Here is a 23593-nt window from a genome sequence, read left to right on the forward strand (position 1 = left end):
GTGACGTGCGTGACGTGCGTGCGTCACGGGAGTATGGGACGTGCGTGCGTGACGCCGTGAGGACGTGACGTGCGTGTGTGAAGTGAGTACGCGAAGTGAGTACGCGAAGTGAGTACGTGAGCGGATGTGGCGCCGGCCGCCACCGCCGATCCTGGTCGCATGAGTGAGACACCGGTCAAGCAGCAGTCCACCGCCGCCTTCTACGGGCAGGCGGTCGCCTCGTTCGGCGTCGCCACCGTCGCCACCTCCATCGGCATCTTCAAGCTGGACGTCAACACCTGGGTGCGCGCCTTCCTGGGAATCGCCGTGTTGTACCTCGTCACCTCCGCGTTCACCCTCGCCAAGGTGATCCGGGACCGGCAGGAGGCCGGGCAGATCATCAGCCGTGTCGACCAGGCCCGCCTGGAGAAGATCCTCGCCGACCACGACCCCTTCGAGAAGCTCTGAGCGGGCACTCTAAGCGCTCGCTCAGTATCGGAGGTATGGTGTTCGTCCTGGCACTGGAAGGGGCGAGCGAGCGATGAGTGCGGCGGAGGAGACGGTCGACGGCGAGATGCAGCCGTGGGCCGAGGTCACCCCGAACGCGGCCCGGCGGCTGCTCGTCGCCGCCGTGGAGGCCTTTGCCGAGCGCGGGTACCACGCGACGACGACCCGCGACATCGCGGGCCGGGCGGGGATGAGCCCGGCGGCGCTCTACATCCACTACAAGACCAAGGAAGAGCTGCTCCACCGGATCAGCAGGATCGGCCACGAGAAGGCCCTCGACATCCTGCGGACCGCGGGCGGCCGTGAGGGCAGCCCGGCCGAGCGGCTGGCCGACGCCGTGAGCTCCTTCGTCCGCTGGCACGCCGGCGGCCGCACCACCGCACGGGTCGTGCAGTACGAACTGGACTCGCTCGGCACTGACGCCCGCGCGGAGATCATCGCCCTGCGTCGCCAGGTCGATGCCGAGGTGCGCGCGATCATCGAGGACGGCGTGGCCGCGGGGGACTTCGACGTCCCGGACGTGCCGGGCACCACACTCGCAGTGCTGTCCCTGTGCATCGACGTGGCCCGCTGGTTCAACGTGAACGGCCCCCGCACCCCGGAAATGGTCGGCGACCTGTACGCGGACCTGGTGCTGAGGATGGTCGGCTTCAAGGAGTAGGGGCCGCCCCGACGGGGCGGCCCCTGGCCAGGCAGGGCCCACGGCCAGGCAGGGCCCCCGGCCAGTCGGAAAGCAGTACCGAGAGTCAGAAGTAGTACCGGGACACCGACTCGGCCACACAGACAGGCTTGTCGCCACCCTCACGTTCCACCGACACCGCGGCGGTCACCTGTACACCCCCGCCGGCCTCGGTGACCTCCTTCAGCACGGCCGTGGCCCGAACCAGGGATCCCACGGGAACAGGCGCCGGGAACCGCACCTTGTTGCTCCCGTAGTTGACCCCCATCTTCATGCCCTCGACCCGCATGATCTGCGGCACGAGCGCGGGAAGCAGCGAAAGCGTCAGGTACCCGTGGGCGATCGTCGTCCCGAACGGGCCGGCCGCCGCCTTCTCCGGGTCCACGTGGATCCACTGGTGGTCACCCGTCGCCTCGGCGAACAGATCGATCCGCTTCTGGTCGACCTCCAGCCAGTCGCTGTGCCCCAACTGCTCTCCCACCGCCGCCTTCAGTTCCTCGGCGGACGTGAAGATCCTCGGCTCTGCCATGTCCCTGGCCTCTCGCGTCGCTGTGTCTGGAAGGGTCTCGAAGTATCTCGAAGTATCTCGAAGTGCCTCGCGGCACCATGCTAAGCAACTGCTTAGCATGGTCGTCGGCGGACCCCCTGTCAACGGACCGGCGGGGTGACGGGCTGGGTAGGGTTGGAGAGGTGCCCCAGATTCCCGAGAAGATCCATGAACTCACGGTCGGCCAGCTGTCGGCCCGCAGCGGAGCAGCCGTCTCGGCCCTGCACTTCTACGAGTCCAAGGGCCTGATCAGCAGCCGCCGCACCGCGGGCAATCAGCGCCGCTACCACCGTGACGCCCTGCGCAGGGTCGCCTTCGTACGGGCCGCGCAGCGCGTCGGCATCCCGCTGGCCACGATCCGTGACGCGCTCTCCGAACTCCCCGAGGAGCGCACGCCGACGCGGGAGGACTGGGCCCGGCTCTCGGAGGCCTGGCGCTCCGAACTCGACGAACGGATCAAGCAGCTGGGCCGTCTGCGCGACCATCTCACGGACTGTATCGGCTGCGGCTGCCTCTCCCTGGAGAACTGCGTGCTGTCCAATCCCGACGACGTCTTCGGTGAGCGGCAGAGCGGCTCCCGTCTCATGGTGGAGCGCGGTGGACAGCGCGGGCGACGGACGCCTGAGCAGCAGAAGGAGCCCGGAAGCTGCCGTTGAGGCAGCCCCCGGACGCCCTCCGCCCCGTATCACTGGTACCGCGTATCGCTCGTGCTCCGGGTCACCTGAACCGCGGGTCACCTGTACGCCAGGCCGCCCGTACTGCCTGCCGCCCGTACCGCGCGTCACCTGCTGACGTCACGGCCGCCGTTCGGAGAACCCCGTCACGGACCCGTACTGGGCCAGGGCCTCCGTCACCAACCGGGCGTTCGAGGCGGCCCGTGCGCCGTCCGGCAGGACCAGGGTGTCCTCCAGGCCGATGCGCGTCGCCAGGCCGAGACGCGCGGCGAGGCGCAGCACGGGCCAGGCGCCGCCGTCCTCCCCGTGCAGCAGGACGGGGCGGCCGTGCGCGGTGCCGAGCGCGGCCAAAAGCTGCCGGGCCGTGTCCTCGGCCGAGCGTGGATCGGGGTCCGTCACCTCCGCCAGTACGCGCAGCACCCGCGGCCCGAGCGGTGACGCCGCGAACCGCGCGGCCCCGTCCGTGCCGGACCAGATGCCGGCCTCCACGCCCACGCCCCGCTCCAGGAGCGCCGCGGCGACCTCCTCCGCGCCCGGCTCGTGCCAGTTGACCGAGGCGTGGTCGGGCAGGACGCTCCACTCATGGACGCGGGCGACGCGGGCCGCCGGATCGGGCTCGGCCCAGGCGCCGGTGGTCACTCCGACGGGAACGGCCACACATGACCGGATTTCGACCAATGCCGCCGCAACCGCTTTCGACGACAGGGTGTCTTCTCCACAGGGGGACTTGGGATGGACATGGATGTCCGACGCCCCGGCCGCGACGGCTTCCGCCGCGGAGCCGGCCATCGCTTTCGGCGACAGCGGCACGAGCGCACCGTCGCCGGAGCCACGCCCCCCGTTCACACAGACCTGCACCATGCCCCCGATGGTGCCAGGCGGCACTGACAGCCGTAGATCGAAAGGGGAACAGGCGATGAGCCTGGCCATATGCTCGCTCAAATGGGAAGCCGCGCACACGGGGGCCCAGCAGATCACGTACGACAGTGACGGGTACCACCTCGTGCGCTTCCCGTACGTCACGGGGGAGGAGCAGTACGACCGCTGGAGCATGCACGACCCGGCGAAGGGCGGCAGCGCCGCGTCGGCGTTCCCCGACCCGCGCTCGGGCCTCATCTGGCCGAGCCACGACGGCTGGGGCGTACTGTCCGCGCTGGTCTTCTGGGAGGCGGACGCCAACGGCCTGGAGTACCGGGCGCGCTTCGTCCGCGACCCGCTGAACCTCACGACGGCGGGCTACAACTCGACGGCCACCACCGACTGCTCACCCACCCGCGGCGGCCAGTACCGGTCCTACATGTGGCAGATGTTCGTCCACCCGGACACACCGGTCAGCCTGAAGATATCCGTGCGTGGCGCGGGGGACGTGAAGATCTCCGCGCCGCTGATACTCGCCGAGTTCAAACTCGCCATCCACACCGACGTCCAGGTTCCGTAAGCACATTCGCGCGGGGGTGCGGTTCCGTCGGCGCACCCCCGGCGTCTCCTAACTCGCGACGGCCACAAGCAGGTGTCCTCTCCTGCAGTCCGCCAGGGCCTCGGGGGTGAGGACCGGCCGTGGGACCACGATTCCGCAGGCCGTGCAGACCGGGCCCGAGGACGGCTCGTGGGCCAGGTCGTACTTCCAGACGAGGCCCTCGCCCGTGCAGACCGGGCAGACGGCGCCCGGCTCGCGCTCCAGGGCGGCGATCAGCCGGCGCAGCACCTCGGCCAGCGGCCCGTGGGGGTGGACCCGGGGATCGTCGCACCAGGCGACTCCGAAACCGCCCCAGGTGAGCCGGTGCCAGTCGTCCACGCTGCCGGGGCTGCGCAGACCGTCGTGCTTCTCCTTCTTGCGGCGCTGGGCGAAGCCGGCCTCGTAGGTGAGCCAGACGGAGCGGGCCTCCTCCAGTTCGTCCAGTGCGGCCACGAGCCGCGCCGGATCGGGGGACCGGTCCTCGGGGCCGAACCCGGCCCGGGAGCACAGATGGTCCCAGGTCGCCCGGTGACCGTAAGGAGCGAACCGCTCAAGGCACTTGCGCAGTGAATAGCGCCGCAGTGCCAGATCGCTCCTCGGGTCGCGCACCTGTCTCGCCAGACTCCGGAATCCCGCCATCGCCCTGCACCTCCGTCACACCTGCACCTGTACTTCGGTCACTTCGGCGTCGTCGTCGTAAGGACGTCGCCGAATAGACGTATCGACACGCGATTCGGCTCCATCTGTTTTTCGGCTGCTGCCGTAAAACCACCAACCGGCCGGATATCGGCCATCCGCAAGGCGATTGTCGGCCGTCTGCCGACGTTCCCGGCCGCCGGCCGGTGGCGGTCGGCGGCCCCGGCGGGGCTCCGTCGGCCCCTCCGGCGCCAAAAGTGACGCATGTTCATCTTTTAACTTGGGGATACCGGCGGTAACGTCCGGCCCATCCCCGTCGTGAGGAGTCAGCCATGCCCCGGCGTATCCCACGCACCATCCTCGTCAGACTGAGAACTCCCCGCCGATTCCCCAAGTTCCTCATGGGCGCTTCTGTATGCGTTCTCGTTGCCGGTCTTTTGTCACCGCTTTCCCAGGCGATCGCAGCCGACACCACTGTCGCGGCGGCGAACGACTACTGCGGCGGTCAGTGTTCCGACATTCTTCCGGCAGGTCAGAACGGCAATGCGACCCTCGCCGAGATCCTTCTCAACCAGGCCTTCGGCAGTCAGCCCGCCCACGCGGAGGATCAGCTGGCGCCCTACGGCAATCTGGCGTCCGGCTACTCCACGCTCACCGACGCCAAAATTAATGACTTCTTCAGGGACGCCTCGTTCGGTGTCCCCGCCGGCCAGGTCGAGTCCACCCTGCAGCCGGCCGGACGCACCGACGTGACGATCGTCCGCGACAAGAAGGCCGGTGTGCCGCACATCACAGGCACCACCCGCTACGGAACCGAGTTCGGCGCGGGGTACGCGGCCGGCCAGGACCGGCTGTGGCTGATGGACGTCTTCCGGCACGTCGGACGCGGCAAGCTGACCGCCTTCGCGGGCGGCGCCCCGTCCAACCAGGGCCTTGAACAGGAGTTCTGGCGCCACGCCCCCTACACCGAGGCCGATCTGCAGGCCCAGATCGACAACGCCGCCGCCTCGAACGGCGCCCGCGGCCGGCAGGCACTCGCCGATGTCAGGGCCTACATCGCCGGCATCAACGCCTACATCGACGCCTCCGACAGCGGCCGCTACTTCCCCGGCGAGTACGTCCTGACCGGCCACAAGGACTCCGTGACGAACGCCGGGACCATCGAGCACTTCAAGGAGACCGACCTGGTCGCCCTCGCCTCCGTCATCGGCGCGCTCTTCGGCTCCGGGGGAGGCGGCGAGGTCAACAACGCCGTCTCGCTCCTCGCGGCCCAGTCCAAGTACGGAGCGGAGGAGGGCACCAAGGTCTGGGAGTCCTTCCGCGAACGCAACGACCCCGAGGCCGTGCTCACCGTCCACAACGGCGAGAGCTTCCCGTACGCCACAAAACCGGCCACCCCGCAGGGCGCCGCCCTGCCCGCCGCGGGCACGGTGGCAGAGGAACCACTGGTCTACGACCGCACCGGCAGCGCGGCCACGTCCACGGCCACCGGAACGTCCGCCTCGGCGACGGCGAGCGCCCTCAGCTCCGCGAGGCGCGGCATGTCCAACGCCCTCGTGGTGAGCGGCAAATCCACCGCGAGCGGCCACCCGATCGCCGTCTTCGGACCGCAGACCGGCTATTTCGCGCCACAGCTGCTCATGCTCCAGGAGATCCAGGGCCCCGGCCTCAGCGCCCGCGGCGCCTCCTTCGCGGGCCTGAGCATGTACGTCGAACTCGGCCGCGGCCAGGACTACGCGTGGAGCGCCACGACCTCCGGCCAGGACATCATCGACACGTACGCGGTCGAGCTGTGCCAGGACGACACCCACTACCTCTACCACGGCACCTGCACAGCCATGGAGAAGATCGAGCAGACCAACGCCTGGAAGCCCACCACCGCCGACGGAACCGCCGCGGGCTCCTACCGCATGCAGGTCTGGCGCACCAAGTACGGGCCGGTCACCCACCGGGCCACCGTCGACGGCAAGAAGGTCGCCTACACCACCCTGCGCTCCTCCTACCTGCACGAGGCCGACTCGATCATCGGCTTCCAGATGCTCAATGACCCGGACTACGTGAAGAGCCCCCAGACCTTCCAGGCGGCGGTGCAGCACATCAACTACACCTTCAACTGGTTCTACGCCGACTCGCAGCACACCGCGTACTACAACAGCGGCGACAACCCGGTGCGCGCCGACGGGGTCGACGCCGAGTTCCCGGTCCAGGCGCAGGCGGCGTACGAGTGGAAGAACTGGACGCCGACGACGAACACCGCCGACTACACCCCGGCGTCCGCCCACCCCAACTCCGTCGACCAGGACTACTACATCTCCTGGAACAACAAACAGGCCAAGGACTACACCACGGCCCCCTGGGGCAACGGCTCCGTCCACCGCGGCAACCTCCTGGAGGACCGGGTGAAGAAGCTGGTGACCGCGGGCGGGGTGACCAGGGCGTCGCTCACCAAGGCGATGGCCGACGCGGCACTGGCCGACCTGCGCGCCGAGGACGTGCTGCCGAAACTGCTGAAGGTCGTCAACAACTCGCCGGTCACCGACGCGACGGCCGCGGCGGCGGCGACGAAGCTGTCCGACTGGGTGACGGCGGGCGCCAGACGCAAGGAGACCGCGGCCGGTTCGAAGGCCTACTCCAACGCGGAGGCGATCCGCATCCTCGACGCATGGTGGCCACTGCTGGTGAAGGCCGAGTTCGAACCCGGCCTCGGCAGCGGCCTCTACACCGCCATGACGAACAACCTGCCGGTGGACGAGGCCCCGTCGGCGGGACACGGGCCCACCGGGTCGCACGCCGGCAGCTCCTTCCAGTACGGCTGGTGGAGCTACGTCCACAAGGACATCCGGGCGGTGCTCGGCGAGTCGGTCCAGGGCGGACTCGCCAAGCCGTACTGCGGCGGCGGCAGCCTCAGCGCCTGCCGGGACATCCTGATCAGCACGCTCAAGCAGGCGGCGGGCAGGACCGCGGCCCAGGTCTACCCCGGCGACGACCTCTGCTCGGCGGGCGACCAGTGGTGCGCCGACTCGATCAACCAGCGGACGCTGGGCGGCATCAAGCACGGGAAGATCAGCTGGCAGAACCGGCCGACCTACCAGCAGGTCGTGGAGTTCACCTCACACCGGTGAGGTACGGGCGGACGGACGTACGGGGACGTACGGACGTATGACCTGTGTACGGAGGTGCGTACGGACGTCTGCACGGGCGGTGGGTCAGCGGATGACGCGGCCCGCCGCCAGTACCACCTGGGCCAGTTCCCGGTGGCAGATGTCGCTGTGGGCGCCCGCCGGGCTGCCGCCGCGCCGCACCACCGAGGACGCGTCGATGTTCACGCACCCGGACACGGGCAGCCTCGCCGCCAGTGCGTCGGAGAGCCTGAACGCCTTCGTGCCGGACACCGCCTGCACCCCGTCATGGCCCAACGCGCCCCACCGGGGCCCGAGAAGGCGGGGAAGGCCGAAGCCGGCGGCCGTCCGGTCGTCGCCCGCCGTCCGGGAGGCCAGCGGGTAGATCGTGCCGAGCGCCGAGTCGAAGCGCGAGAAACAGCAGACCAACGGGCCGTCGATACGGTTCTGCTGGCCGTGCAGCACACCGCTGCCCCGCACGTCCTGCGGCAGCCGTGCCGCGAACGCGTAGTGCGAGAAGGCCGCCTGGAGCAGCGTCACGGACTTCACGGCCCGCACTCCCTTGGGCATCCCGCGCAGCGCGAACGACACCAGGCGCCCGCCGAAGCTGTGCCCCACGAGATGCACACGCAGTCCCGGCGCCGCCTGGGCGAGCCGCCCGACCATCCGCCCGAGCCCGCGCTCGCCGACCGTGCCCGCACGCCGCTTCATCGCGAAGTACGTCGCCTGGCGCAGCAGTTCGTGCGCCCCGTCCCAGACCCGCGGCACCTCGGGCGCCGCCTCGGCCGCGCCGTCGCTCCCGGTCTCGGCGCCGGCGCCGGCCGCGTCCTGCGCCAGTGCCCGCCCGAACTCGTGGCACATCAGCGCCGCGTTCCCGAGGAACATCTCCGGGTCGCTCCGGGAGTCCGCCCCCGCCTGGGTGTCCGAGGCGAACGCGGCACCCGGCGCCTCCGGCCGCAGCTCGACGAGCAGCCGCACCAGCCGCCCGTACTCCTCCAGCGCCGCTTCGCCCTCCGGCTGCTGGTCGAGCATCCGGGCGATCTGGTCGATCAGCGTGGCCCGGCCGGGAAAGACCGTCAGCAGCGCGCTCCGTGTCCCCTTGTCCAGCGCCGGGCCCACGGACTGCGCGGACACGGTCCGCTCGAAATCGGGGATCGGCTCGTCGGCGAACCGCATCGCCGGCCACATCACGCCCACGTACCCGAGCCGCGCGTTCGGCGCCAGTGCGGGCATCGGCTCGAAGAAGCGGCTGTAGAGCCGGGTCGCCCCCGAACGGTCGTTGTTCCAGCCGTGCGCGAACACGATCAGGTCCTTGACACCCCGGTCCACGACCTCCCGGAGCAGCCGGTCGCGCTGCTTGGCGTTCACATCCCCGTCCGCGTCGAACGTCAGCTCCCAGTAAGGAGTCACGCCCACTTCCGGATCCGCCATGACGAGCCCCCTTCGACCTCCGCAACCCGCGCGCGGTGCACGCATCGTCCCGCCGACAGGGCGAGTTGGCCAGCGGTCACGTCCGGTCTGACCAGCCCGAACTCGCGTCTCAGCGGATGATCCGGAACGGGTGGTCCAGGATAGGGGATCCGGTGCGGGTGGGACGCCGCGGATGATCAGGGTGGCTGTACCCGAGGCGGTATCAGCGGTAGAGGAGATGCTCCTTGCGTACGCGACGGAACGCGGCCAGCTCGTCCTGCCAGCCCGCCACGACCTCGTCGGCCGTCGCGCCCGCGTCGATCATCGTGCGTACCCGCGTGGAGCCCGTCAGTTTGTCGATCCAGTTGTCCGGGCGCCAGGCGAAGCCGTTCCAGACCTGCTTGGCGGTCACCAACAGTGCGATCCCGGTGCGTACGGAGTCGTAGGCGGCGCGGTCGTGGACGTGTATCTGTACGCCACCGACGGTTTTGCCCTGGAACTTCGAGAAGGTGGGCGCGAAGTACGCCTCTCGGAAGTGCACCCCCGGCAGCCCCAGCTGCCCGGCCTCGGCGGCCCACCGCCGGTCGATGCCCTCCGCGCCGAGCAACTCGAACGGGCGGGTCGTGCCCCGCCCCTCCGACAGGTTCGTCCCCTCGAAGAGACAGGTGCCCGAGTACACGAGGGCGGTGTCGGGCGTCGGCATGTTCGGGCTCGGCGGCACCCAGGGCAGACCTGAGGCGTCGTAGAAGTCCGACCGCCGCCAGCCCGACATCCGCACGGTGTCCAGAGGCACCGGCGCCGTGAGGAACTCCGCGTTGAACAGCCGCGCCAGCTCCGCGACCGTCATCCCGTGCGCCTGCGAGATCGGCTCCCGGCCCACGAAGGTCGCGAACTCCTTGTGCAGCACCGGCCCGTACGCGCCGCGCCCCGTCACCGGGTTCGGCCGGTCGAGCACCACGAAGTGCTTGCCCGCGAGCCGGGCCGCCTCCATGCAGTCGTACAGCGTCCAGATGTACGTGTAGAAGCGGGCGCCCACGTCCTGGATGTCGAAGACGACCGTGTCCACGCCCGAGGCCGTGAAGATGTCGGCCAGCGGCTGTCCGCTCTTCAGGTACGTGTCGTAGACCGGCAGGCCGGTCGCCGGGTCGTCGTAGCGCCCCTCGGAGCCGCCCGCCTGCGCGGTGCCGCGGAAGCCGTGCTCCGGGCCGAAGACGGCGACCAGGTCCACCCGGTCGTCGGTGTGCATCACGTCGACGATGTGGCGTGCGTCCCTGGTGATGCCCGTCGGGTTGGTGACGATCCCGACGCGGCTGCCCTCCAGGAGGGTGTAGCCGTCCGCGGCGAGCCGTTCGAAGCCGGTCCGGAAACGCCGGGTCGCCGTTTCCGGGGTGGGGGTGGCTGCGGTTGTGGTCGCGGCTGTGGCGCGTGGGCCTGCCGAGACCGCGGCTGCGGTGGTCGTTGCGGCCAGGAGACTCCGTCTGGACAGGCGGTGCATGTGACCTCCGTGATCTCGGAAGGTTGGCGCTGGCACGTGCACGGTATGGCTTCCGCCGGTTGTTCGTAAGCCGCCGGTTCGTCGTGGCTGGTCGCGCGGTTCCCCGCGCCCCTTACGGGGCTGCCGGTCGCCGTGCGCCCGAAGGGGTGCGGCCGGCCTTCCCTCATTACATACCGACTGGTTAGTCTGATGGTGAGCAGAGCCGAGATCTCGTCGTGTCGAAGGAGACCGATGGTGGAAGCCATACAGGATGCCGGAGTGGTCGTCACCGGAGCGGGCGGCGGGATCGGAGCCGCGCTGGCCCGCAGGTTCGCCGCGGCGGGGGCCCGGGTCGTCGTCAACGACCTGGACGCGGTGAAGGCCGGGGCGGTCGCTGACGAGATCGGCGGCACAGCGGTTCCCGGCGACGCTTCCACGATCGTCGCCGAGGCCCGGGACGCCCTCGGCGGCACCGTCGACATCTACTGCGCCAACGCCGGAGTCGGCTCCGGCGGCTCGGAAGCCGCTCCCGAACAGGTCTGGGAACTTGCCTGGGACGTGAACGTGATGGCGCACGTCCGCGCGGCCAACGAACTGCTCCCCGCCTGGCTGGAGCGCGGCAGCGGCCGTTTCGTCTCCACCGTCTCGGCGGCCGGACTGCTCACCATGATCGGCGCGGCCCCGTACAGCGTCACCAAGCACGGCGCGTACGCCTTCGCCGAGTGGCTCTCCCTCACGTACCGCCACCGCGGGCTGAAGGTGCACGCGATCTGTCCGCAGGGCGTGCGCACCGACATGCTCGCGGGCACCGGCAGTGCCGGGGACCTCGTCCTGCGGCCCGGCGCCATCGAGCCCGAGGCCGTCGCGGACGCCCTCTTCACGGGAATCGAGGAGGACCGCTTCCTGATCCTTCCGCACCCCGAGGTCGCCGAGTACTACCAGGCACGGGCCGCCACCCCCGACCGCTGGCTGACGAACATGAACCACCTCCAGCAGAAGTGGGAGGCGGACGGCCGATGACCACCTCCCCGTACGCGGCCAAGCCGTGGGTCGCGCTCCTCAACGAGGCCCAGCGTGGACCGATCAGCCCCGACGACTCGCCCGTGCACGCCCTGCGCCGGGCCGTCGCCGCCACCCCCGACCGCACCTTCCTCGCCTACTTCGACGGGCGGCTCAGCTACCGCGAGGTGGACGAGCTGAGCGACTCGGTCGCCGGGCACCTGGCGGCCCGGGGCCTGGAGCGCGGCGACCGGGTCGCCGTCCTGCTGCAGAACAGCCCGCTCTTCGTGCTGGCCGTCCTCGGTGCCTGGAAGGCCGGCGCGACCGTCCTGCCCGTGAACCCCATGTACAAGTCCGGCGAGGTCGCGCACGTCCTGCGGGACGGCGAGGTCGCCGCGCTGATCTGTTCCGACCGGGCCTGGGAGTCGTATCTGCGGGAGACGGCCGCCGACTCGTCCGTACGCATCGTGCTGACCGGCTGCGAACTGGACTTCCAGACGCGGGGCGACGCGCGCGTGCTGACCTTCGAGCGGCTGGCACAGGCGCCGGACGCCGACGATCTGGTGACCGTCGCGAAGGCGGGCCACAAGGCCCCGGCCGACCGCGGCCTCGGCCTCGGCCCGTCGGACATCGCGCTGATCAGCTACACCTCGGGCACCAGCGGCGCCCCCAAGGGGGCCGTCAACACGCACGGCAACATCATGTACAACGCCGAGCGCCAGCGGACGGGCCTTGCCCTGCCCGAGGCACCGGTGTACTTCGCGATGGCACCGCTGTTCCACATCACCGGAATGGTCTGCCAGTTCATCGCGTGCCTCAACAGCGGCGGCACGCTCGTCCTCGCGTACCGCTTCGAGGCCGGGGTCGTCCTCGACGCGTTCGCCGAGCACCGGCCGCATTACACGGTCGGCCCGTCGACCGCCTTCATGGCGCTGGCCGCGCACCCGTCCGTGACGCCGGACCACTTCTCCTCCTTCGTGAACATCTCCTCCGGCGGCGCTCCGGTCCCGCCCGCGCTCGTCGAGAAGTTCCGGGCGGGCTTCGGGCCGTACATCCGCAACGGCTACGGGCTCACCGAGTGCACCGCGCCCTGCGCCTCGGTGCCGCCCGGCCTGGAGGCGCCGGTCGACCCGGCCTCCGGGACGCTCGCCGTCGGCCTGCCAGGACCGGACACCGTCGTACGCATCGTCGACGACCAGGGCCGGGAGACGCCGTTCGGAGAGCCGGGCGAGATCCTTGTACGGGGCCCGCAGGTCGTGCCCGGCTACTGGCGGCGCCCCGAGGCCACCGCGGAGACCTTCCCGGACGGCGAGCTGCGCACCGGTGACATCGGGTTCATGGACGCGGACGGCTGGCTCTACGTGGTCGACCGCAAGAAGGACATGATCAACGCGTCCGGCTTCAAGGTGTGGCCGCGCGAGGTCGAGGACGTCCTCTACACTCACCCGGCCGTGCGTGAGGCGGCTGTCGTCGGGGTGCCCGACGGGTACCGCGGCGAGACCGTCAAGGCGTACATCAGCCTCCGGCCGGGCGCCGAGGAGGACCCGGTCGCACTCGCCGCGTACTGCAAGGAGAGACTGGCCGCCTACAAGTACCCGCGGCAGGTCGAGATCCTGCCCGACTTGCCGAAAACGGCCAGTGGGAAGATCCTCCGTCGGGAGCTGCGTTCCCGGCCGCACGAAGGTCAGTAGGGCAGTAGGTCAGTGGGCAACGCGTAGAGAACAGCACACAGAGCAGCACACGGCACACAGAACACTGGAAGGCAGGTGGCGGCAGTGCCCAGGACGAAGGACGGGGACGGCACGCCCGTTCCGCGGCGACTGCTGGCCGCCGCCACCCGGCTCTTCGCCGAGCGCGGCTACGACCGCACCTCGGTCCAGGAGATCGTCGAGGCGGCCGGTGTCACCAAGGGGGCGCTGTACCACTATTTCGGGTCCAAGGACGATCTGCTCCACGAGGTGTACGCGCGGGTGCTGCGGGTGCAGCAGGAGCGGCTCGACGCCTTCGCGGACGCCGAGGCGCCGGTGGAGGAGCGGCTGCGGGGGGCCGCCGCCGATGTCGTCGTCACGACGATCGACAACCTCGACGACGCGTCGATCTTCTTCCGCTCGATGCACCATCTGAGCCCTGAGAAGAACAAGCAGGTACGGGCCGAGCGGCGGCGGTACCACGAGCGGTTCCGGGCGCTGATCGAGGAGGGGCAGGAGGCGGGGGTGTTCTCGAAGGAGACTTCGGCGGACCTTGTCGTCGACTACCACTTCGGCTCGGTGCACCACCTGTCGACGTGGTACCGGCCGGACGGCCCGCTCACCCGCCAGCAGGTCGCCGACCAGCTGGCGGACCTGCTGCTGCGGGCGCTTCGACCGTAGGTCATTGGGGGAATTCCGCACCCGCCGCCCCTTCCCGTTCCCGTCGCTTCTGGGGGCTGCGCGACGCCTCCTCCGCCCGGCTTCGGGTTGTGGTGCAGGAATCGGCCCGCGTACTGCTCGCACAGCCCGGCGTACTCCTTCGTGTGCAGGATGAGAGCGTGCAGGCCGAGGTCCACGTCGTCCGACGGAACCATGGCAACGGTGGCGGTGGCCGCGGTGACGAGGAACGCGACCGCCTGGTCCGCGATCCACTCGGCACGCTCGGGCGACTGCCCGTCGTGGACGACCACGAAGTGGGCGAGGCTCTCGAACAGTTCCTCACCCGCCATGGTGCGGCCGGTCCTCTGGTCGTTTGCTGTTGCCGTCATGCATCGAGGACTACTGGCGACGAGACAATCAGCATGGTGGAGAGGCCCTGAGGCCGGCCGTCGTTGGTCAGCTCCGGTACGTGGTCGGGTTGATGAAGGAAAATCGACCCCCATCCATCCAGTACGGCCTATACGGCATCGCCGCCGAACTGGCACGCCTCACCGGCTGGATCCACTTCGACGCCCGCCAGTACAACCAGGCCCGCACTTACTTCAGCGAGGCTCTGCAACTGGCCAAGCACATCGATGACCGACAGTTCATGGCCAATGTCCTTGCCTGCATGAGCTTGCAGGCGACCTACCAGGACAAGCCCGCGGACTCTCTGGCGCTCGTCACCGCCGCCCAGGACCAGGCCCGCTCGGCACCCGACACAACACCGCGTGTTCTGTCGATGCTGTCCATGCGCGAAGCCTTCGCCCATGCCGCCCTTGGCAGCCAGGCCTCCACCCACCGGGCGCTCACGGAGGCGCACCGCCAGTTCGAGCGGATCCAGATGAGCGACCCGGACCCGTCATGGGTGACCTACTTCGACGAGCCGAAGCTCATCGTGGACACGGGCATCGCCCATGGCCGGCTGGGTGAAGCGGCGACAGCCGAACCCTTGATCGCGGACGCCTTACGCAGAGAAGACCGCGCCAACCAGCGCGGCCGTGCGTTTCACGCGTTCTGGCTGGCCCGGACGCAACTGGACCAGGGCAAACTCGACCAGGCGTGCCACACCGCCACGCAAGCTCTGGAGTCCGCGTCGACCGTGGTGTCCGAGCGGGTAACGGGGCATCTCAGGGAGTTCTACGGCCAATTGGCTCCCCACAGGCAAGAACCCGTAGCCCTGGCCTTCGAGGCCCGGCTACGGGAAGTCCTTCCACCTGTCAGCGGATCGTTTCATCCACGAGCAGGTACAGCAGCCCGACGAGAGAGCCACTGCTCACGACCTCGCGGCGGTCGATCATCCCCCGTACCTCACTGAGGGGGATCCATTCGATGCGGTCGGACTCGTTCTCTTCTGTCGGAGGCCCGGCGTAGGTCGCGCCATCTACGCGGAAGACGTGGTGCTGCGAGTCGGTGATCCCGTTGGCCGGCTCGGCGTAGATCAAGGGCTTGGTGGGCCCAGGACGCCAGCCAGTCTCCTCCAGAACTTCGCGGGCTGCAGCCTCCTCAGGAGTCTCGCCCTCCTCGACCAGGCCCATGGGCAACTCCCAGGCCCAGGAGTTCGTGATGAAGCGGTGCCGCCACATCATGAGCACCTCGTGGCGGTCGTTGGCGACGGCGGCCACGGCCAGGTGCCGAAGGCGAACGACGTGGTACTCCCAGCGACGCCCGTCCGGTTGCTGGACATCCACCAGCCACAGGTTCACCCATGGGTTGTTGTAGATCTGACGTTCACCGTGGGTCTTCCACTCCATGCCTGCGGCCCCTCTCGATCGGTCTCCACGATCTCAGACCGCCTCGGAGCCGGGCGCACATTCGGAACTTTTCGCGTCACCTTGACGAGATGTCCCGCCTATGAGTCACACTCCGGTTCAGGACGAGGCGGTGCGGGGCGAGCGCGGCCGGTCCCGGTGCCGCCCGGACGTGGTGCTGGGCGACTGTGGCTATGACCACGACAAGTACCGCCGCCTCGTCTTGGATCTCGGCGTGAAGCCGCTGATCGCCCGTCGGGGCACTGAGCATGGCTCCGGACTCGGCGCCCAATGCTGGGTCGTGGAGCGAGCATTCGCCCACCTGCACTGGTTACGTTGCCTGCGGATCCGTTGGGAGATACGCGACGACATCCATGAAGCCTTCCTCACCCTCGGATACGCACTGATCTGCTGGCGGCGCCTGAACTCTCCATAGGAGTTTCAGGATAGGCACGGCTTACATTGACAGCCCGGTGGCCGACCTCAGGTTGGCTTGCGCCACACGGAGATGTGCTTCGAGGAGTCCTGGGCGAACGGCGCCCCGTCCCAGTCCGCGACGCGACGTTCCAGCTCGAGCCCAGCGATCCGTGCCATCAGGTCGAGCTCTGCCGGCCAGGCATACCGGTGCCGGGAGTTGCCGCGACGGTAGCGGCCGTCGTCGCCGTCGCGGGTGAAGTGGTGCGAGACGAGAATCTGCTCGACCAGGTCGAAGGTGTCGAAGCCGAGATGCTGCTCGGAAACATCGAACGGCACCGCGAACTGGCCGGGCGGCAGGAACCGCAGAGGCGGCACGCCCAGCTCGATTACGAATCGGCCGCCGGGCTCCAGATGACGTGCGGCGTTGCGGAAGCATTCGACCTGCTCGTCCTGCGTGAGCAGGTTCGTGATGGTGTTGTAGACGAGATAGACCAGGGTGAACTCGCCTGGGACGACGGTGGTGGCCATGTCCCCGATGGTTACCGGGAGCGTGCTCTCGCCGATCTTGCGCCGCAGCACCGCTGTCATGTGCTCGGACAGTTCGATGCCTACTACCGGCACGCCGCGTTCCCGGAGCGGGACGCCCACTCGTCCGGTTCCGATGGCGAACTCCAGTGCCCGGCCGTCTCCGGCGAGCTCGGCGAGGAAGGCGAGCGTCGGTCCGAGAACGGCAGCCGAGGACGTTTCGGTCTCCTCGGCGTCGTAGCGGTCGGCGGTCGCACGGGTCCACAGTTCACTGCTTGTCACGGACGGCCACTTTGCCGGGTGCCGAGGGGCGCTGTCGACGTATTTAAGGTTCCCCTCGGCGCAGCGTGCACCGCCCACAACTCGTCGTCGCCTTGCCACAGCTTCGACCGAACCACCCCGCATCCCGGATCATCAGTCCCGGAGTGATCCAACCACCTTGGAGATCATTTCGTTAGGAGTTCTGAGGGTGGTCCCGCAATGAGCTGATTCCATCGCAACTTGATCTGGATCTCGGCGGCCAAGCCAGGCCGTTCCAGCGAGATCGTCGCAGCCCGCCACAACAAGATCACTGCCCACCTCCGCGAGGCGAAACTCGGCGCCCTGGCCGACCTCGGCTTCGTCGGCCTGGACGACGACCCCGACGACAATCCGGTCATCATCACCGGCCGCAAGGCGACCCGGAACCACAAGCTGACCGAGGCCGAGAAGAAGGCGAACCGCCTGGTCAGCCGCGAACGCGCCGCGAACGAACATGGATTCGCGAACCTCAAGACCTGGCGCATCCTCACCAAGGTCCGAAGAACGCCCGCCACGCGACCACCCTCCTGCGCGCTCTGCTCGTCCTGGCGAACACCGAAGTGCAGAGGTGACAAACGATCTCCTGCTACAGATCATGATCCTGACCAGCGCGAGCACCTCGCCCTCCACCCATGCCAGGCTCACTGACCAGCGACTTCCAGGATGGATTCAGCTCAATGGGCTGCAGCCGTCGGTAGACCGACGCTCCGGTGGTCGGTCAGTGACCGGGCAGCTCGAACCCGAGGGCGGCCAGGGCTTCCTCGGCGGCCTGTTGGTCCTGCTCGTAGCTGCCGCCGGAGAGCCCCAGCCCCCCGATGCACCGGCCGTTCTCGGTGATCGGGTAGCCGCCGCCGACGGCCGTCAGGCGAGGGTGGCCGGCTAGTGGTGCGACCCGCGGGTTGGCGAGGTAGTCGTTCCATGCATGGGTGGGGATGTGGAAGGCGGCCGCGGTCCATGCCTTGTCGAGGGCGACCTCGGCGGTGAGGAAGGGCGCGTCGTCGGCACGGTCGAATGCCTTCAGATGCCCTCCCTGGTCGGTGACGGCGATGGCCGCCGTGAAGCCGATCCGGGCAGCGGCGGTGCGTACCGCCGCGATGAGTGCGCCGGCGGCGGCCTGGGTGACCGACGGGGCCGGGGCCGACGTGTGAAGTGTGCCGGTGCTCATGGAGGTTCCTTTGTCGCTGTGTTGTGCGGTGGCGGATGAAGCGGTCCGGAGCCGGGTCACCGCAGGGGTGAGGCCGGGGTGGGGGCCACGCGGGTGACGACGGTCTCCTCAAGGATCAGCAGGCCGTGGACGACCGGGCCGATCTCGTTCTGCCAGCGGTCGTGCTGGTAGACGGCCGCGTACAGGGCCTCGCTCTGGGCCTCGTCCTCGAACCGGCGGAGCCACACGTAGCCGTCCTCGTCCTGGGCGTCGACGAAGGAGGCGGTCACGTCCATGCCCAGCGAGGCCTGGAACGGGATGACCACGTCCTCCATGTAGCGCACCCACTCCTCGCGGCGTCCGGGCCGGGCCTGGTAGCGGCGAATCTCGTAGTACACGCTGTTGCTCCAAAGCCCTTGTACGGGTGGTCAGTCGGCGATGGTCAGGACGATCTTGCCGCGGGTGCGGCCGGTCTCGCCGCGGGTGTGGGCTGTGCCGGCCTGCTCGAGCGGGAAGGTCTCCGCCACCTCGACGGCGACCTCGCCGGCGTCGATCAGGCCCGCGATAGTGGTCAGCGCCGCGCCGTCCGGCTCGACCAGGTAGGGAGTGACCCGCACGCCGGCCGCCTCGGCGGCCGCGGCCAGTTCGGGGGAGACACCGGCCGGGACGGCCACCAGCAGGCCGCCTGGGCGCAGGGTCTTCAGCGAGCGGGTGCTGGTCTGGCCATGCGCGTCGCCCACCAGGTCGATGACGACGTCGACGTCGGCGGCGGCGTCCTCGAAGCGGGTGGTGGTGTAGTCGATGGTCTCGTCGGCGCCGAGTTCCTTGAGCCAGGAGTGGCGGGCGGCGCTGGCGGTGGCGATCACGTGGGCGCCCAGGTGCCGGGCGAACTGGACCGCGAAGTGGCCCACCCCGCCGGCGGCGGCTGTGATCAGGACGCGCTGGCCGGCCTGCACGTGGGCGGTGTCGACCACGGTCTGCCAGGCGGTCAGGGCCGCGAGTGGCACGGCGGCCGCGTGCACGTGGTCGAGGGTGGTCGGCTTCCGGGCCCACTGACGGGCCGGTGCGGTCACGTACTCGGAGTAGCCGCCGACGGCGCGCGGGAACCACGGCATGCCGTACACCTCGTCGCCGGGCGCGAGCGTGGTCACGCCGAAGCCGACCTCCTCGACGACACCGGAGACGTCCCAGCCCAGTATCAGCGGGAACGTCTGCAGCCCTGCCATGCCCTGGCCCTCGCGGGTCTTCCAGTCCACCGGGTTGACCCCGGCGGCGTGCACACGTACCAGTACCTCGGTCGGCAGCGGCTCGGGGCGTGCGACCTCCTGGACGGTCAGCACCTCTGCCCCGCCGAACTCCCTGACGGTGACAGCCCGCATGATGCGCTCGCTCATGTTGTCCTCGCTCATGTCCGTCTCACTCTTTCCTTGGCCGGGGGATCACGGTCCCGGCCAAAGAAAGAGTGGCGTGTGCTCGCGGAGGCGGGTGAGTGGCCGGGGAGCCACCTGTCGTACTATTCCAGCCATGCCGCATCGTATTGCCGTTCTCGCCCTCGACAGAGTCTTGCCGCTGGACCTGGGCATCCCGGCCCGGGTCTTCAACGAGGCCTGTGAACCGGACGGGACCCGCCTGTACTCCGTCAGTACCTGCTCCCTCGGCGGCCGGCCGGTGCGCACGCACGAGGACTACCGGATCGTCGTTGACCACGATGAGTCGGTACTGGAGACCTCGGACACCGTCGTACTCGCCACACAGGAGCCCAGCGAGCACCTGCTCGCCACCGGCACGCTCCCCGAGGAACTCGCCGCGGCGCTGGCCCGGATAGGGCCGCGGACCCGCATCGTCAGCCTGTGCACCTCGGCCTTCCTGCTCGCGGCGGCCGGCCTGCTGGACGGTCGGCGGGCCACCACGCACTGGGCGCTGTGTGACGCGCTGGCGCGGCTGTTCCCCCACGTCGAGGTCGATCCGGACGTGCTGTTCGTCGACAACGGACGCATCCTGACGTCCGCCGGAGGAGCGGCCGGCATCGACCTGTGCTTGTACCTGGTCCGTCTGGACCACGGGGCGGCGGTGGCCTCGGCGGCCGCGCGGCGCTGCGTGGTGGCGCCGTGGCGCGAGGGCGGGCAGGCGCAGTTCATCGAGCACCCGATTCCGCAGGAAACCGACTGTTCCACTTCGGCGACCCGCCAGTGGGCGCTGGACCGGCTGGCCGAGACGGTCACGCTGGAGGACATGGCCCGGCACGCGCACATGAGCGTGCGCACCTTCACCCGGCGGTTCCGCAGTGAGGTGGGCAGCAGCCCGCTGAAGTGGCTGGCGCAGCGGCGGCTGGCGCACGCGCGCCTGCTGCTGGAGTCCACCGACCTGACCGTCGCGCGGGTTGCCACCGCCTGCGGCTTCGGCGACCCCGTCGCCCTGCGCAAGCACTTCCACACGTATGTGGGCCTGTCGCCACTGGCCTACCGGCGTGCCCACCGCGCACGGGAGCCGATGACGGCACGCTGACCGCCAGAAGGCAGAGACCACCGACGGGCACTGACGGTAACTCAGGGTGAGTACGGGGGCTTGTGCCGGTGGCTCCACTCCAGCAGTCCCTGCCGGGACAGCCAATCAAACGGTCAGCGACTTCCTGGCCCTCAACTGATTCGGGCGCTCGTACCCGGGGTCAGCCGGTGATAGCGGGTTGGGAGCCCGGGGCCCCGCTCGCCGAGGAAGCCTTCGACCATGGCGGCGCCGATGTCGTTGAGGGCGCCGTCGTGCACGGCGTAGGCATCCCGCGGGGCGACCTCGCGCACACGATCTCTGCGGCCTCCAGCCGGACCACCTCGACGTCGATCTCGACGAGCTCCTTACGCAGCCGCTCGGCGCGCTCGGCCAGCAACACCCGCCGTTCCACTGCCGAAGTCGGAACATCCACCACAAACTCCCCTCCCCGGACCGGATCTTCCTGCCGGACCCTACGAGGAGAGGACCACCCGCGCCGCGATTTCGGCGAACGAGCCCCATGGCAAACGATCACCTGCTACCGATCACGATCCTGACCAGTGCGAGCACCACGCCCTCCCCCCATGCCAGGCCCACTGACCAGCGACTTTCAGGATGGAATCAGCTCAATGGATCTCCAGCGGACCTAGCCTGCGAGTCGCCTGCGACAACCAGACCTCCTGGGCCGTCCCTGGGCCGTCCCTGGGCCGTGCGAGGCCGACCAACGCTGGCAGCCGACGCCCACGGGTGACCACCCCCACCCCGCTGTGGCCTGGGGTCCCGGAGATGATCTGCGACACCGGACGTGTTATGCCTGCACCCGGAGAACTGAGCTGACGTGCGTTGATCCCGCGCACCGGAAGTCGTACCAGGTGAGTGTCTAACTGCGTGACAACGCCGACGAACAACGACAGACGAGCGCGGACGTCTGCGGACGATCAGCGCAGGTGAGAGGCACACCAACCCAAGGCAGCGCCCCACCCGGCACAGTGCTCGTTACGGGGGATCTACTTCGACCAAAATCACCGATGCCGAGGACCCTCGTGCTGGCATGCCTGATAGGCCCGAGAATCGGACCGCCGCCCCAGGGGGACAGAATGATCGTGAACCGGTCTATCGGCAGCGAACAGCCTGATGAGTACGACGAGCTGGAACAGCACCTCGCCCAGAAGCTCAATGCCCCGCTCGACTGGCCCGAGGACAGTGGCCTCACTGTCAGCCATGTCGCCAGAATTGCTGCTGCTGCATCCTGCGACACCGCGTACAGCCAAGCTGCCAACGGCCACTTGATCGACCTGTTCGCGGCGCTCCCGTTGCCGGGAACCACAGAAGGGAAAGGATTCTGGGAGCGCATCCGCGATGCCGGGGGCAGCGGAGCCTGGAACATCCACCCTGCCAACATGGGCGGCCCCTTCTTCGACCGGATCCATGACGGCAACGAGGGCGGTATTGCCTCCCGCGTTCTGAGCTTTCTGGAGGAGCTGACGCCGTCTCAGCGCACCGACGTGGCGGAGACTATCGGCTCAGCCCTCGACGGCGGCGCCATCGGCGTCAGTGGCCGATACGGGGGCGAGCTGTGGCTACGGGACGCAGAGATGAGTGCATGGCGCGTCGCGCTGGCCGGTCGGCGGGAGTTCGAAACGTCAGAGGACCGCGAGCGATTCTTCGAAGCATGGCGCCGCGCCTGAGCCGTCAGCAGTTAAGCCTCAGTGCGGAGTCCGTGGGCCATGTGTGGGCCAATGCACCTGGAACTCCGCGCGGTTGACGTATCGGTGCAGGTCAGGGCGAGGAAGGCCGTGACAGCGTGACGCTCTTGAAAACCGTGCCCCCGCCCCGCCCCCACCCGCCACCCCGGTGGGTCAGGCGTACTTCTTCAGCTCGTTGCGCGCCAGCGAGCGCTGGTGCACCTCGTCCGGCCCGTCGGCCAGCTTCAGGGTGCGGGCGCCGGCCCAGAGCTCGGCCAGCGGGAAGTCCTGGCTGACGCCGCCCGCGCCGTGCAGCTGGATCGCCTTGTCGATGATGTCGACCACCGTACGAGGCGTGGCGATCTTGATCGCCTGGATCTCGCTGTGCGCACCCTTGTTGCCGACGGTGTCCATCATCCAGGCCGTCTTGAGGACCAGCAGACGGAGCTGCTCGACGGCGACCCGCGCGTCGGCGATCCAGTTGTGGACGACGCCCTGCTGGGCCAGCGACTTGCCGAACGCCTCACGGGAGACCGCCCGCCGGCACATCAGCTCGATCGCCCGCTCGGCCATGCCGATCAGCCGCATGCAGTGGTGGATACGGCCGGGGCCGAGCCGCGCCTGCGCGATGGCGAAGCCGCCGCCCTCCTCGCCGATCAGGTTCGTGACCGGGACGCGCGCTCCGTGGAAGACGACCTCCGCGTGGCCCCCGTGGGAGTGGTCCTCGTAGCCGTACACCTGCATCGCGCGCCGCACCTCGACACCCGGGGTGTCGCGCGGCACCAGCACCATCGACTGCTGACGGCGGATGTCGGACCCCTGCGGGTCCGTCTTGCCCATCACGATGAAGATCTTGCAGTCGGGGTTCATCGCCCCGGAGATGTACCACTTGCGGCCGGTGATGACGTACTCGTCGGTGTCGGACGTGCCGTCCGTGCCGCCGGAGCTGCGCTCGATCAGCGTGGTGATGTTGGTGGCGTCCGAGGAGGCCACCTCGGGCTCGGTCATCGCGAACGCCGACCGGATCTCACCGGCGAGCAGCGGCTCCAGCCACTGCTTGCGCTGCTGCTCGTCGCCGAACTGGCTGAGCACCTCCATGTTGCCGGTGTCGGGCGCCGCGCAGTTCAGCGCGGTGGGCGCCAGCTGCGGGGAGCGGCCGGTGATCTCGGCGAGCGGCGCGTACTGGAGGTTCGTCAGCCCGGCCCCGTACTCGGAGTCGGGCAGGAAGAGGTTCCACAGCCCCTGACGGCGGGCCTCGGCCTTCAACTCCTCGACCACGGCGGGGGTGTCCCACGGTGATGCCAGCTGTCCACGCTGCTCGTGGGCGACGGCCTCCGCCGGATAGACGTACTCGTCCATGAAGGCGAGAAGCCTGGCCCGCAGTTCCTCGGTGCGCGCGTCGAATGCGAAGTCCATGATC

General features: G+C 69.3%; 24 protein-coding genes and 2 pseudogenes. 13 read left to right on the top strand and 13 right to left on the bottom strand.

Annotated features, from left to right (window positions below):
• Positions 1-159 precede the first annotated feature (159 nt).
• Positions 160-447, top strand: a complete 288-nt coding sequence (locus AB0D14_RS08130; protein WP_362775979.1) for a YiaA/YiaB family inner membrane protein — start codon at positions 160-162, stop codon at positions 445-447.
• A gap of 73 nt (positions 448-520) precedes the next feature.
• Positions 521-1147 carry a TetR/AcrR family transcriptional regulator gene (locus tag AB0D14_RS08135; RefSeq protein ID WP_362775981.1) on the top strand — a complete coding sequence of 209 codons (627 nt, stop codon included), beginning with the start codon at positions 521-523 and terminating at the stop codon, positions 1145-1147.
• A gap of 85 nt (positions 1148-1232) precedes the next feature.
• Here AB0D14_RS08135 and AB0D14_RS08140 read toward each other — a convergent pair whose 3' ends face one another.
• The gene (locus AB0D14_RS08140) at positions 1233-1694 is read right to left on the bottom strand and encodes a MaoC family dehydratase (RefSeq protein WP_362775982.1); all 462 of its coding nucleotides are present in this window, start codon (positions 1692-1694) and stop codon (positions 1233-1235) included.
• Between the two features lie 161 nt (positions 1695-1855).
• Between AB0D14_RS08140 and soxR the strand changes: the two genes are divergently transcribed.
• Positions 1856-2368, top strand: a complete 513-nt coding sequence (soxR, locus tag AB0D14_RS08145; protein WP_362775984.1) for a redox-sensitive transcriptional activator SoxR — start codon at positions 1856-1858, stop codon at positions 2366-2368.
• A gap of 138 nt (positions 2369-2506) precedes the next feature.
• On the opposite strand, the gene AB0D14_RS08150 is transcribed toward soxR, so the two are convergent.
• Entirely contained in the window at positions 2507-3247 is a 741-nt protein-coding gene (locus AB0D14_RS08150) for a 3-keto-5-aminohexanoate cleavage protein (protein ID WP_362775985.1), read from the bottom strand.
• A gap of 55 nt (positions 3248-3302) precedes the next feature.
• Between AB0D14_RS08150 and AB0D14_RS08155 the strand changes: the two genes are divergently transcribed.
• On the top strand, positions 3303-3824 hold the full coding sequence (locus AB0D14_RS08155; RefSeq protein ID WP_362775987.1) for a hypothetical protein: 522 nt from the start codon (positions 3303-3305) through the stop codon (positions 3822-3824).
• A 48-nt stretch (positions 3825-3872) separates the two neighbouring features.
• On the opposite strand, the gene AB0D14_RS08160 is transcribed toward AB0D14_RS08155, so the two are convergent.
• The gene (locus AB0D14_RS08160; RefSeq protein ID WP_362775989.1) at positions 3873-4481 is read right to left on the bottom strand and encodes a hypothetical protein; all 609 of its coding nucleotides are present in this window, start codon (positions 4479-4481) and stop codon (positions 3873-3875) included.
• A 329-nt stretch (positions 4482-4810) separates the two neighbouring features.
• On the opposite strand from AB0D14_RS08160, the gene AB0D14_RS08165 reads away from it, so the two are divergent.
• The gene (locus AB0D14_RS08165) at positions 4811-7600 is read left to right on the top strand and encodes a penicillin acylase family protein (protein ID WP_362775991.1); all 2790 of its coding nucleotides are present in this window, start codon (positions 4811-4813) and stop codon (positions 7598-7600) included.
• Positions 7601-7684: 84 nt separating this feature from the next.
• Here AB0D14_RS08165 and AB0D14_RS08170 read toward each other — a convergent pair whose 3' ends face one another.
• Both AB0D14_RS08170 and AB0D14_RS08175 read right to left on the bottom strand, forming a co-directional pair.
• Positions 7685-9028, bottom strand: coding sequence for a serine-threonine protein kinase (locus AB0D14_RS08170; RefSeq protein WP_362775993.1), 1344 nt, complete (start codon positions 9026-9028; stop codon positions 7685-7687).
• A gap of 202 nt (positions 9029-9230) precedes the next feature.
• Entirely contained in the window at positions 9231-10502 is a 1272-nt protein-coding gene (locus AB0D14_RS08175) for a DUF1343 domain-containing protein (protein ID WP_362775995.1), read from the bottom strand.
• A gap of 231 nt (positions 10503-10733) precedes the next feature.
• Here AB0D14_RS08175 and AB0D14_RS08180 point away from each other — a divergent pair, with 231 nt between their 5' ends.
• The 3 genes from AB0D14_RS08180 to AB0D14_RS08190 all read left to right on the top strand — a co-directional run bounded on the left by AB0D14_RS08180 (position 10734) and on the right by AB0D14_RS08190 (position 13849).
• Positions 10734-11501, top strand: coding sequence for an SDR family oxidoreductase (locus tag AB0D14_RS08180; protein ID WP_362775996.1), 768 nt, complete (start codon positions 10734-10736; stop codon positions 11499-11501).
• Positions 11498-13171: an AMP-binding protein gene (locus tag AB0D14_RS08185; protein ID WP_362775998.1), complete on the top strand. Its 1674-nt coding sequence runs from the start codon at positions 11498-11500 to the stop codon at positions 13169-13171. The genes AB0D14_RS08180 and AB0D14_RS08185 overlap by 4 nt, the downstream gene beginning before the upstream one ends.
• A gap of 84 nt (positions 13172-13255) precedes the next feature.
• Positions 13256-13849, top strand: coding sequence for a TetR/AcrR family transcriptional regulator (locus AB0D14_RS08190; protein ID WP_362776000.1), 594 nt, complete (start codon positions 13256-13258; stop codon positions 13847-13849).
• Here AB0D14_RS08190 and AB0D14_RS08195 read toward each other — a convergent pair.
• The gene (locus tag AB0D14_RS08195) at positions 13732-14217 is read right to left on the bottom strand and encodes a hypothetical protein (RefSeq protein WP_362776002.1); all 486 of its coding nucleotides are present in this window, start codon (positions 14215-14217) and stop codon (positions 13732-13734) included. The genes AB0D14_RS08190 and AB0D14_RS08195 overlap by 118 nt on opposite strands.
• Positions 14218-14219: 2 nt before the next feature.
• Here AB0D14_RS08195 and AB0D14_RS08200 point away from each other — a divergent pair.
• Positions 14220-15107: pseudogene (locus AB0D14_RS08200) on the top strand (hypothetical protein); the annotation flags it as partial.
• Here the strand turns inward: AB0D14_RS08200 and AB0D14_RS08205 are convergent.
• Entirely contained in the window at positions 15088-15621 is a 534-nt protein-coding gene (locus AB0D14_RS08205; RefSeq protein ID WP_362776004.1) for an NUDIX hydrolase, read from the bottom strand. The pseudogene AB0D14_RS08200 and the gene AB0D14_RS08205 overlap by 20 nt on opposite strands.
• Positions 15622-15721: 100 nt before the next feature.
• On the opposite strand from AB0D14_RS08205, the gene AB0D14_RS08210 reads away from it, so the two are divergent.
• A complete protein-coding gene (locus AB0D14_RS08210; RefSeq protein ID WP_362776006.1) occupies positions 15722-16054 on the top strand; it encodes a hypothetical protein in 333 nt (110 codons plus the stop codon).
• A 47-nt stretch (positions 16055-16101) separates the two neighbouring features.
• On the opposite strand, the gene AB0D14_RS08215 is transcribed toward AB0D14_RS08210, so the two are convergent.
• Positions 16102-16842 (bottom strand): class I SAM-dependent methyltransferase, encoded by a 741-nt coding sequence (locus tag AB0D14_RS08215; protein WP_362776008.1) that lies wholly within the window; start codon positions 16840-16842, stop codon positions 16102-16104.
• 219 nt (positions 16843-17061) lie between these two features.
• Here AB0D14_RS08215 and AB0D14_RS08220 point away from each other — a divergent pair, with 219 nt between their 5' ends.
• A complete protein-coding gene (locus AB0D14_RS08220; RefSeq protein ID WP_362776010.1) occupies positions 17062-17508 on the top strand; it encodes a transposase family protein in 447 nt (148 codons plus the stop codon).
• A gap of 70 nt (positions 17509-17578) precedes the next feature.
• Here the strand turns inward: AB0D14_RS08220 and AB0D14_RS08225 are convergent, their stop codons facing one another.
• The 3 genes from AB0D14_RS08225 to AB0D14_RS08235 are packed head-to-tail and all read right to left on the bottom strand — an operon-like array spanning position 17579 to position 19398.
• Positions 17579-18025 carry a heme-binding protein gene (locus AB0D14_RS08225; protein WP_362776012.1) on the bottom strand — a complete coding sequence of 149 codons (447 nt, stop codon included), beginning with the start codon at positions 18023-18025 and terminating at the stop codon, positions 17579-17581.
• Between the two features lie 56 nt (positions 18026-18081).
• Positions 18082-18402 (bottom strand): NIPSNAP family protein, encoded by a 321-nt coding sequence (locus AB0D14_RS08230; protein ID WP_362776014.1) that lies wholly within the window; start codon positions 18400-18402, stop codon positions 18082-18084.
• 30 nt (positions 18403-18432) lie between these two features.
• Positions 18433-19398, bottom strand: coding sequence for an NADP-dependent oxidoreductase (locus AB0D14_RS08235; RefSeq protein WP_362776207.1), 966 nt, complete (start codon positions 19396-19398; stop codon positions 18433-18435).
• A 130-nt stretch (positions 19399-19528) separates the two neighbouring features.
• On the opposite strand from AB0D14_RS08235, the gene AB0D14_RS08240 reads away from it, so the two are divergent.
• Entirely contained in the window at positions 19529-20509 is a 981-nt protein-coding gene (locus tag AB0D14_RS08240) for a helix-turn-helix domain-containing protein (protein WP_362776016.1), read from the top strand.
• Positions 20510-20640: 131 nt separating this feature from the next.
• On the opposite strand, the pseudogene AB0D14_RS08245 reads toward AB0D14_RS08240, so the two are convergent.
• Positions 20641-20805 (bottom strand): annotated as a pseudogene (locus tag AB0D14_RS08245) (MBL fold metallo-hydrolase); the annotation flags it as partial.
• A gap of 780 nt (positions 20806-21585) precedes the next feature.
• Between AB0D14_RS08245 and AB0D14_RS08250 the strand changes: the two are divergent.
• Positions 21586-22176, top strand: a complete 591-nt coding sequence (locus AB0D14_RS08250; protein ID WP_362776017.1) for a hypothetical protein — start codon at positions 21586-21588, stop codon at positions 22174-22176.
• Between the two features lie 171 nt (positions 22177-22347).
• Here AB0D14_RS08250 and AB0D14_RS08255 read toward each other — a convergent pair whose 3' ends face one another.
• Positions 22348-23589, bottom strand: coding sequence for an acyl-CoA dehydrogenase family protein (locus AB0D14_RS08255; protein ID WP_362776019.1), 1242 nt, complete (start codon positions 23587-23589; stop codon positions 22348-22350).
• Positions 23590-23593 lie beyond the last annotated feature (4 nt).

It is taken from the genome of Streptomyces sp. NPDC048484 (assembly GCF_040651415.1).
GTDB lineage: Bacteria > Actinomycetota > Actinomycetes > Streptomycetales > Streptomycetaceae > Streptomyces.

Coding starts and splice junctions, on each gene's coding strand:
- AB0D14_RS08130 (WP_362775979.1), top strand. CDS start 160: ATGAGTGAGACACCGGTCAAGCAGCAGTCCACCGCCGCCTTCTACGGG.
- AB0D14_RS08135 (WP_362775981.1), top strand. CDS start 521: ATGAGTGCGGCGGAGGAGACGGTCGACGGCGAGATGCAGCCGTGGGCC.
- AB0D14_RS08140 (WP_362775982.1), bottom strand. CDS start 1,694: ATGGCAGAGCCGAGGATCTTCACGTCCGCCGAGGAACTGAAGGCGGCG.
- AB0D14_RS08150 (WP_362775985.1), bottom strand. CDS start 3,247: ATGGTGCAGGTCTGTGTGAACGGGGGGCGTGGCTCCGGCGACGGTGCG.
- AB0D14_RS08155 (WP_362775987.1), top strand. CDS start 3,303: ATGAGCCTGGCCATATGCTCGCTCAAATGGGAAGCCGCGCACACGGGG.
- AB0D14_RS08160 (WP_362775989.1), bottom strand. CDS start 4,481: ATGGCGGGATTCCGGAGTCTGGCGAGACAGGTGCGCGACCCGAGGAGC.
- AB0D14_RS08165 (WP_362775991.1), top strand. CDS start 4,811: ATGCCCCGGCGTATCCCACGCACCATCCTCGTCAGACTGAGAACTCCC.
- AB0D14_RS08170 (WP_362775993.1), bottom strand. CDS start 9,028: ATGGCGGATCCGGAAGTGGGCGTGACTCCTTACTGGGAGCTGACGTTC.
- AB0D14_RS08175 (WP_362775995.1), bottom strand. CDS start 10,502: ATGCACCGCCTGTCCAGACGGAGTCTCCTGGCCGCAACGACCACCGCA.
- AB0D14_RS08180 (WP_362775996.1), top strand. CDS start 10,734: ATGGTGGAAGCCATACAGGATGCCGGAGTGGTCGTCACCGGAGCGGGC.
- AB0D14_RS08185 (WP_362775998.1), top strand. CDS start 11,498: ATGACCACCTCCCCGTACGCGGCCAAGCCGTGGGTCGCGCTCCTCAAC.
- AB0D14_RS08195 (WP_362776002.1), bottom strand. CDS start 14,217: ATGACGGCAACAGCAAACGACCAGAGGACCGGCCGCACCATGGCGGGT.
- AB0D14_RS08205 (WP_362776004.1), bottom strand. CDS start 15,621: ATGGAGTGGAAGACCCACGGTGAACGTCAGATCTACAACAACCCATGG.
- AB0D14_RS08210 (WP_362776006.1), top strand. CDS start 15,722: ATGAGTCACACTCCGGTTCAGGACGAGGCGGTGCGGGGCGAGCGCGGC.
- AB0D14_RS08225 (WP_362776012.1), bottom strand. CDS start 18,025: ATGAGCACCGGCACACTTCACACGTCGGCCCCGGCCCCGTCGGTCACC.
- AB0D14_RS08235 (WP_362776207.1), bottom strand. CDS start 19,398: ATGAGCGAGCGCATCATGCGGGCTGTCACCGTCAGGGAGTTCGGCGGG.
- AB0D14_RS08240 (WP_362776016.1), top strand. CDS start 19,529: ATGCCGCATCGTATTGCCGTTCTCGCCCTCGACAGAGTCTTGCCGCTG.
- AB0D14_RS08250 (WP_362776017.1), top strand. CDS start 21,586: ATGATCGTGAACCGGTCTATCGGCAGCGAACAGCCTGATGAGTACGAC.
- AB0D14_RS08255 (WP_362776019.1), bottom strand. CDS start 23,589: ATGGACTTCGCATTCGACGCGCGCACCGAGGAACTGCGGGCCAGGCTT.